This window comes from Bacillus sp. JJ864 (genome assembly GCF_036963045.1).
Taxonomy (GTDB): Bacteria; Bacillota; Bacilli; order Bacillales; family Bacillaceae_G; genus Bacillus_A; species Bacillus_A pseudomycoides_C.
This window is the reverse complement of sequence record NZ_JBALLY010000058.1, coordinates 1-6997: the sequence shown is the minus strand read 5'-3', so window position 1 is coordinate 6997 and position 6997 is coordinate 1. Positions and strand designations below refer to the sequence as shown.

General features: G+C 31.9%; 6 protein-coding genes. All 6 read left to right on the top strand.

Features of this window, described 5'->3' with window-relative positions; translation table 11 throughout:
* Positions 1 to 63: 63 nt before the first annotated feature.
* Positions 64 to 276, top strand: coding sequence for a Blp family class II bacteriocin (locus tag V7024_RS10795; RefSeq protein ID WP_335519454.1), 213 nt, complete (start codon positions 64 to 66; stop codon positions 274 to 276).
* Between the two features lie 54 nt (positions 277 to 330).
* Positions 331 to 549, top strand: coding sequence for a Blp family class II bacteriocin (locus tag V7024_RS10790; protein WP_335519451.1), 219 nt, complete (start codon positions 331 to 333; stop codon positions 547 to 549).
* Between the two features lie 100 nt (positions 550 to 649).
* Positions 650 to 2857, top strand: coding sequence for a peptidase domain-containing ABC transporter (locus tag V7024_RS10785; RefSeq protein WP_335519449.1), 2208 nt, complete (start codon positions 650 to 652; stop codon positions 2855 to 2857).
* Between the two features lies 1 nt (position 2858).
* Positions 2859 to 4172 (top strand): HlyD family efflux transporter periplasmic adaptor subunit, encoded by a 1314-nt coding sequence (locus tag V7024_RS10780; RefSeq protein ID WP_335519446.1) that lies wholly within the window; start codon positions 2859 to 2861, stop codon positions 4170 to 4172.
* A 382-nt stretch (positions 4173 to 4554) separates the two neighbouring features.
* Complete coding sequence (locus V7024_RS10775; protein WP_335519443.1) at positions 4555 to 6021, top strand: plasmid recombination protein; 1467 nt, start codon at positions 4555 to 4557, stop codon at positions 6019 to 6021.
* 216 nt (positions 6022 to 6237) lie between these two features.
* A complete protein-coding gene (locus tag V7024_RS10770; RefSeq protein WP_335519439.1) occupies positions 6238 to 6915 on the top strand; it encodes a Rep protein in 678 nt (225 codons plus the stop codon).
* Positions 6916 to 6997 lie beyond the last annotated feature (82 nt).

Here is a 6997-nt window from a genome sequence, read left to right as displayed (position 1 = left end):
TTTTATAAAGCTTAATATTTAATATTAAGCTTTATAAAACTAAATATAAGGGAGTTTTTATTTATGAAAGAATTAACAAAAAAAGAATTAGAAGTTATCGATGCTGGTCGCTGGGGTAACCATGTTTATAATGCTTTTGGTGATATTACCGCTGGTGCTGCTATAGGTTCAGCTGTTGGTAGTGTTTGTCCAGGTTTAGGAACAGTAGCTGGTGGTATTGTTGGCGGTGTTTATGGTGGCGTTGGTTATGCTGTAGGCCTGGCACTTGATAATTAATAACAATCTAATCTATTAATCTTTCTATTAAAATAATATAATGAGGTGTTTTTTATGAAAACATATGTAGAAAAAAATTTAGAAGTATTATCTTTAGAGGAATTGGAATCAATTGATGGTGGTGGAAGAGCTTCTAATATAATTGCTTCTGGATTAGCTTTTGGAGCCGCTGGTGCTCAATTAGGTGCAAAAACTAAAAGTGCTGGATGGACTGGTATTGGAGCTGTTGGTGGAGCTGCTATTGGTGTAGCTGTTGGCTGCTGGATGGACTAATTAATTTTTAATTATAAATTTTCCCTTTAATTCTGTGTGGTTTTCATATTGAAATTCCTCAGAGTTAAGGGGTAATTTTTATTTAGGGGGCTTTTTTGTTTTGTTTTCGAAGTTTAGGGTTTTTAAACAGCATGATTTAAAAGATTGTGGACCAGCTTGCTTAGCTATGATTTCACACTATTATGGTTTTACAACATCAATTTCAAAAATCCGTTGTATAGCAGGTACTGATTTACAAGGAACTAATATAAAAGGATTAATGGAAGCTGGAGAAAGACTAGGATTTGAAGTAAAAGGTGTGAAGGTAACAAATTTGGAAGATCTTAAAAGTGTTTTATTACCTGCAATTGCTCATGTAATAGTAGGTGAAGGTTTTCTTCATTATGTAGTCATTTATAAAATTAAGAATAATAAAATTTATGTTGCGGATCCAGATAAAGGTTTTGTTACTTATTCAATAGATGAATTTTGTCAAATGTGGACAGGTATTCTTGTGTTAATGTCTCCTGGAAAACAGTTTCAGAAGGGAAAAGAATTTCAAGGAGTATTTTTTCGTTTTCTATCTTTATTAAAAGAACAAACAAATTTATTGTTACCTTTATTTTTTGCTTCTATCTTCTTTAATTTATTTGGGTTATTAGGGGCGTTTTATTTTAAGTTTTTAATTGATGATATTGTTATAAATCAATTGATTCAAACATTGCATATTGTATCAATTGGAATTATTGTGCTATATATTTTTAAAGTTTTACTTTCTTATTTTCGAACTCATTTAATTTTATATTTAAGTAGACGTATAGATATTCAATTAATGCTTGGGTATTATCGTCATGTTGTAGGATTACCTCTGAATTTTTTTGAAACTAGAAAAGTTGGGGAAATTATTTCTCGTTTTATGGATGCAAGTAAAATACGAGATGCATTATCAACGATAACAGTTACATTAATGATTGATACAGTAATGGTTTTATTAGGTGCTATTTTATTATATATGCATAGTCCAATTTTATTTGGAGTTACACTTTTATTGATTCCTTTATATATATGTATAATTTTTATGTTTCATAAACCATATCAAAATATAAATCGTGAAGAAATGGAGAGTAATGCAAAATTAACATCATATTTAGTAGAATCTTTAAATGGAATTGCAACGGTAAAATCTTATAATGCTGAAAAAGAAGTGTTTTTTCAAACTGAAAGTCGTTTTGTTAATTTATTAAGGAATGTCTTTAAAAGGGGAATGTTATCTAATTTACAGGGGTCTATTAAGATGGGACTTGAGTTAATTGGAGGTACAATTATTCTTTGGGTTGGTGCTATACAGGTATTAAAAGGAAGTATGACAATAGGTGAATTGATTACATATAATGCACTTTTAGCTTATTTTTTAAATCCTATTGAAAATTTAATTGGAATTCAACCTATTATGCAGTCTGCATTAGTTGCTGGAGAAAGATTGAATGAAATATTTGATTTGGATGCTGAAAAAAGCGAACAAGAATGTAATAAAATTTCTCCTAAATATTTATCTGGGAAAATTGAATGTTTAAATGCTACATTTCGCTATGGGACACGTAAGGATGTTTTAAGTAATATAAGTTTTTCTATTCAAGCAGGAAGTCAAGTAGCCTTTGTAGGTGAGAGTGGATCGGGTAAAACAACAATTTCAAAATTATTAATGCATTATTATGAATTACAACAAGGTGATATATATTATGATGATTATCATATTAAAGAAATAAATCGTACTGCTTTAAGAGATCGAATTGCATATGTATCTCAAGAATCATTTTTCTTTAGTGCTTCTATTTATGAGAATTTATGTTTTGGTTTAGAGCGACAAGTTACATTAGAAGAAGTAATTCAAGTATGTAAACAAGCATGTGTGCACGAATTTATTAGTGAATTGCCATTACGATATGAAACCTCTTTAGAAGAAAATGCTTCGAATTTATCAGGTGGACAAAGACAACGCTTAGCAATTGCGCGAGCTTTATTGAAAAAACCGGATATTTTGATACTAGATGAAGCTACAAGTAATCTAGATTCCACAACTGAAAAACAGGTTACTGATATGTTTCAAGAATTAGGTAAACAAGGAGTAACAGTCATTATGATTGCTCATAGATTGAGTACAATTCAACATGCAAATCAAATTTTTGTAATGGAAAAAGGTAATATTATAGAATGGGGTTCTCATGAAGAATTATTATTTTATAAGGGTGAATATTATCGTCTTTGGAAGAATCAAACAGTTCATTTAGAATATATAAAGTCACAAATTTCTGCAATGCGAGGTGATTAATATGAGTAAAATTTATTCTTTTGATCAATTAACAGATAGTGTGGAATTGCTGGAAAGAAAACCACCTCGTTTTATTATTGGATTGTTATGTTTTCTTTTTTTAAATTTATTAGGATTTATGATTTGGGCGTATTTTGGGAAAATAGATATTGTGAGTAAAGGAACAGCAATAGTACAAGGGAAATCAGATATAAGTATGTCTCGATCTCAAATTGTAGGTATTGTAGATACTATTGCTGTTAAATCGGGTGATGAGGTGAAAAAAGGAGATACTTTGATTCAATTGAAAAAACAGGAATTATCGGATAAACAGAATCAGGTAGATCAAATTGTTAAACATTTAGAGAAACAAAAAGAAATGCTAGAACAATTAAAACAGAGTATTCAATCTGAGAAGTCAATTTTTTCAAATGAAATAGATGAAAAAATACGTGAAGAGTATAAGGCATATGAACAAGGATATCAATCTTTACACAGTGAGAAAGAAAACGAGATAAAAACATTAGATAACAATAAAATATCAAATGAACAGGATGATGCTTTACAAGGGTTGATTGTAGAAAAAGAAAATTTACAAAAAGAAATACAATCTATAAAAAAACAAAAAGAAAAAGAAAATATTTTAGATGAACAAAAGCAATTATTGGATGATAAGATTCAATCTTTAGAATTTCAACAAAATGGTGTAGAAAAGAGAATAGAACAAAGAAAAGCAACATTGGAAAGCGAAAGAAAAACGGTTGAAACAACAAAAGAAAGAAAACAAGAGCAAAAGAAGTATGCATTAAATCAATATAAAGAAAATACTATTGTTTCGGTAAATCAACGGATTCAATCTTTAGAACAAGAGATTTTTGTACAGAAGCAAGAATTAGGTGGGTTACGTAATCAAAGTGAAACAACAGTTATAAAGGCGCAAAAAGATGGTATTGTACAATTCCCTTCTATTGTACAGTCTGGTGATTTGATTGATTTTGGTCAAGAAATAGTTTCTATTATTCCAAAGGAAAATAAGAAAAAGATAAAAATATTATTATCAGCTCAAGAAGTAAAAGGTATTAAAAAAGGAGATAAGGTGCAATATTCCTTTAAATTAAAGAAAACAGATAAGCAAAGGGGAACAGTAACTTATATATCTGCAAATCCTATTTTTGATAAAGATTCTAAAGCTTATATGTATGAACTAGAAGCAACAATTAATACGAAGGAATTAAATGAGCTACATACAGGGATGATAGGTAGAGTTTCTGTGGTGATAGGAGAAGAACCTATTTGGAAATTTTTGTTACAAAAGTTAGATTTCATTTCTAGTTAGAAGTACTTGCTGGGTGTCTGTCAACGGTAAGCGGAACGAAGTGAGCATTAAGGAGTTGATAGACTCACTATGCAACCCTCTTGTTGGTTGTCAAAAGGTATCCTTTTGACCCTGCCAACCGGCGAGGGAGCCCCTCAAGGATTGAGGGGTTGGGGAGTTCGATTGATGGGGTCAAGGGGAAGAGTTCCCCTTGTAGGTTCGGACAAAGTCCGAGGTTTTTGCCATGCTAGGTATGGCTTGGCGAAGCCGGAAAGCGTCGCAGACCCCTACCTATTTTGATGCGTTAGCGTCAAAATAGGTATAGGGTTACGTTAATTGACTCCATTTCGTCGCTTTGCTAGACTTATGGTATCAATTAATCTAGGGGAAGTGGTGGCACTTTATGTTGGCGTCTATCTCATTTAACCAATCTCACCAAAGTTCATTGAGTCATAATAACAGAGAAAACATTCATGGAAATCCTGGCATAGATCCAGCCAGGTTAGACGAGAATATTTACTTTGTTCAAAAGGACATCCGAAGTGTATATAGGGATGTCTTTCAAGAGGCGGTGGACAAGTACAATGAAAAGCAAAAACGGAATGACCGCAAAATTAAGGATTACTATGACAAGATAAGAAAAGATACAAAGACGCATGAGCAACGAGAACTCGTTGTAGCGATTGGGGAAGGCAAAGACGACCCAATGTATAGGGAAGCCAAAAAGGAAGCGTTAAAACAGTATGCTGGGGCCTTTCAAGAGCGAAATCCCAATCTAGCAGTCTATAACATGGTTTTACATGATGATGAAGCAAATCCGCATTTACATATTAACTATGTACCGAATTTCGAAAGTAGTCGAGGATTAACGAGGCGTGTCGGAATGGATAGAGCCTTGCAACAACAAGGCGTAGAAGGAAAAGGAACGGAACTAATTGCAAATTGGAGAACACTAGAAACGGCTTATATTGAGGAGTTAGCAAAAGAGCATATCCCTGATTTTGAGAGGGCAAATGTGGGGTCTCACAAGTATATGAAAGTCCGTCAATATAAGGAATATGCAGAAACAAAATCAATTGTTGAAAATCAAGTACAAGAAAAAGAAACGCAGTTACAAGTTGTTGACCATCATTTGAAAGATACTGAAGAAAAAACAAAAGAATTACAGATAGTGAAAAAGCGTTTGGAAAGTGATGTTGTTGATAAGTACAAAGAATTAGAGACAGTGAAGCAACAAGTGGAAAGTGGAAGTGAAAAGCTGCAGCTGATTGGCCAGCGTTATGTAGAGTTAGAAAAAAGAGTAAAACAAAAGCAAGAAGAATTAGATAGTGTTACGGATCAAGTACCAAATGAACCTGTTAAAATTCCATTTTTGCGTAAAGAAGTAATAACAGAAGTACAGGATAAAATGTTTGGGAAAGCTGAAATTACGAAGAAACAGACAAGAAATTATGTGTTATCGCCAGAACAATATCAAGAATTAACAAAACAAATGAATGCAGCGGTTACTATCAAAAAGGATTATGAGCGTTTGAGAAAAACAGATTTTGTGAAAGAGTATCAAAGTTTACGAATGACTGCAGAAGGTTGGATGGAAGAGAATAGGACATTGAAACAAGAAAAAGGTCAGTTACAAAGAGAAGTTAGTGTATTAAATAAGGAAATAGGCTCGTTAAAATCCCATATAAAAGATTTAAAGGAAAATGTAAGGATTTTATACCACAACACGAAAAAGGTTCTTGGAGAGCGATTTAAGGCGTTTAGAGGGCTTGTTAAAAATGAATTGGATAATAAGGGGGTTAATAATCATTTTGAACAGGAACATAAGAGGGAAATCCGTAAACAACGAGGATATGACATGGAACGATAAAAAAATTAGGGAAACTTTGTTTCCATCTTTCAGGTTATTGAAAACGTGATAGAATGAAAAAAGAGCCATGCTGGAACATGACTCTTTTAAAAGGGTATTCTACGAAAATACCTAAACTCAATTATCTGATTATAGATTATCATAATTTGATTTATAATCAAATAGCAAATTATAGGTATTTTTGTTGATTCCCTTAACTTAGAGGAGGAATTAACAATGAATGAAGAATTGGGACAAGCTTTGAATCAAGCTGATAGAAATGCTAGAAAAAGAGATTTTGAGAAAGATGGAAAACAAAGAGATCAAGCTGAAGAACTTAAAAAATCTCTTTTACAACAGCTAAAAGAACTAACTGGAGAAGAGCATTATGTTGGAACTAATAAAGATCCATTTGCTGGAGAACCATTTAATCAAGTAATGCATAGAAATTTAGATTTATTGAATAGTATTGGTTATTTAACTCAAGCAGAAGAAAGTTTTTTATTTAGAATTCAAGCTTATTTGGAATTTAGAAGTAATGTCATTATTTGTAGAGATGATAAATTTAAAAGGAAACGAAAGAGCATTGAGGACGATTTTGAGTTACCAAAAGCGGCAACTGTTTCTGAAATTGCTGAAATGATAGGAAAATCAAGGCAAAAAACATCAACTGTTATGAATTCATTAAAGAAAAAAGAAATTTTACTTAATCCAGAAGGTGCAGGGCAAATTATTGAAAATGGTCGCACTGTAAGTCCTAGGACATGGGTAGTAAATCCTTACATAATGATTTGTGCACCTCGAAAAAATGAAGTGAAACTTGATAAATTAACGATGAGATTGTTTCAACATTCCTTGAAAAATCTTAAAGATCAAAATGGTAAAAAAGTAAAATTACCAGCTAGATTTTTTTAGACTGTATCAATTTGATATAGTCTTTTTTTATAGCACTTTAAAGTATTTATTTGTAATTTTTTAGGTGTCACGAAAAGGTGAC

What these genes read in the sequence shown, in the direction of transcription:
- V7024_RS10795 (WP_335519454.1), top strand. Translation starts at nt 64, where the DNA reads ATGAAAGAATTAACAAAAAAAGAATTAGAAGTTATCGATGCTGGTCGC.
- V7024_RS10790 (WP_335519451.1), top strand. Translation starts at nt 331, where the DNA reads ATGAAAACATATGTAGAAAAAAATTTAGAAGTATTATCTTTAGAGGAA.
- V7024_RS10780 (WP_335519446.1), top strand. Translation starts at nt 2,859, where the DNA reads ATGAGTAAAATTTATTCTTTTGATCAATTAACAGATAGTGTGGAATTG.
- V7024_RS10775 (WP_335519443.1), top strand. Translation starts at nt 4,555, where the DNA reads ATGTTGGCGTCTATCTCATTTAACCAATCTCACCAAAGTTCATTGAGT.
- V7024_RS10770 (WP_335519439.1), top strand. Translation starts at nt 6,238, where the DNA reads ATGAATGAAGAATTGGGACAAGCTTTGAATCAAGCTGATAGAAATGCT.